At 47.8% G+C, this 230-nt stretch carries 1 protein-coding gene; it reads left to right on the top strand.

The annotated features are described in order from the left end of the window. On the top strand, window positions 1-230 hold a 230-nt coding region (locus tag BTV98_RS13435), incomplete at both ends, for an Hsp70 family protein (protein ID WP_178379404.1).

The following is a 230-nucleotide window of genomic DNA, read 5'->3' as shown; positions in this document are numbered from 1 at the left end:
TATGCCAGCAATTCAGCAAGTGGTTGCAGACTTTTTTGCTAAAGAGCCGCTTTGCCGCTTGAATCCAGATGAAGTCGTCGCTTTAGGTGCGGCACAAACTGCGCATCAATTGGTCAATGGCGATAGTGATAATGGCTTGTTATTACTTGATGTGACACCTTTATCGCTCGGCCTTGAGACCATGGGCGGGTTGGTTGAAGTATTGATTCCGCGTAACACCCCTATTCCAG

This window comes from Psychrobacter sp. Cmf 22.2, assembly GCF_001921745.1.
In the GTDB taxonomy this organism is placed as follows: Bacteria; Pseudomonadota; Gammaproteobacteria; order Pseudomonadales; family Moraxellaceae; genus Psychrobacter.
Note: the sequence above shows the minus strand (reverse complement) of the source record. Positions and strands in the feature narration are given on the sequence as shown.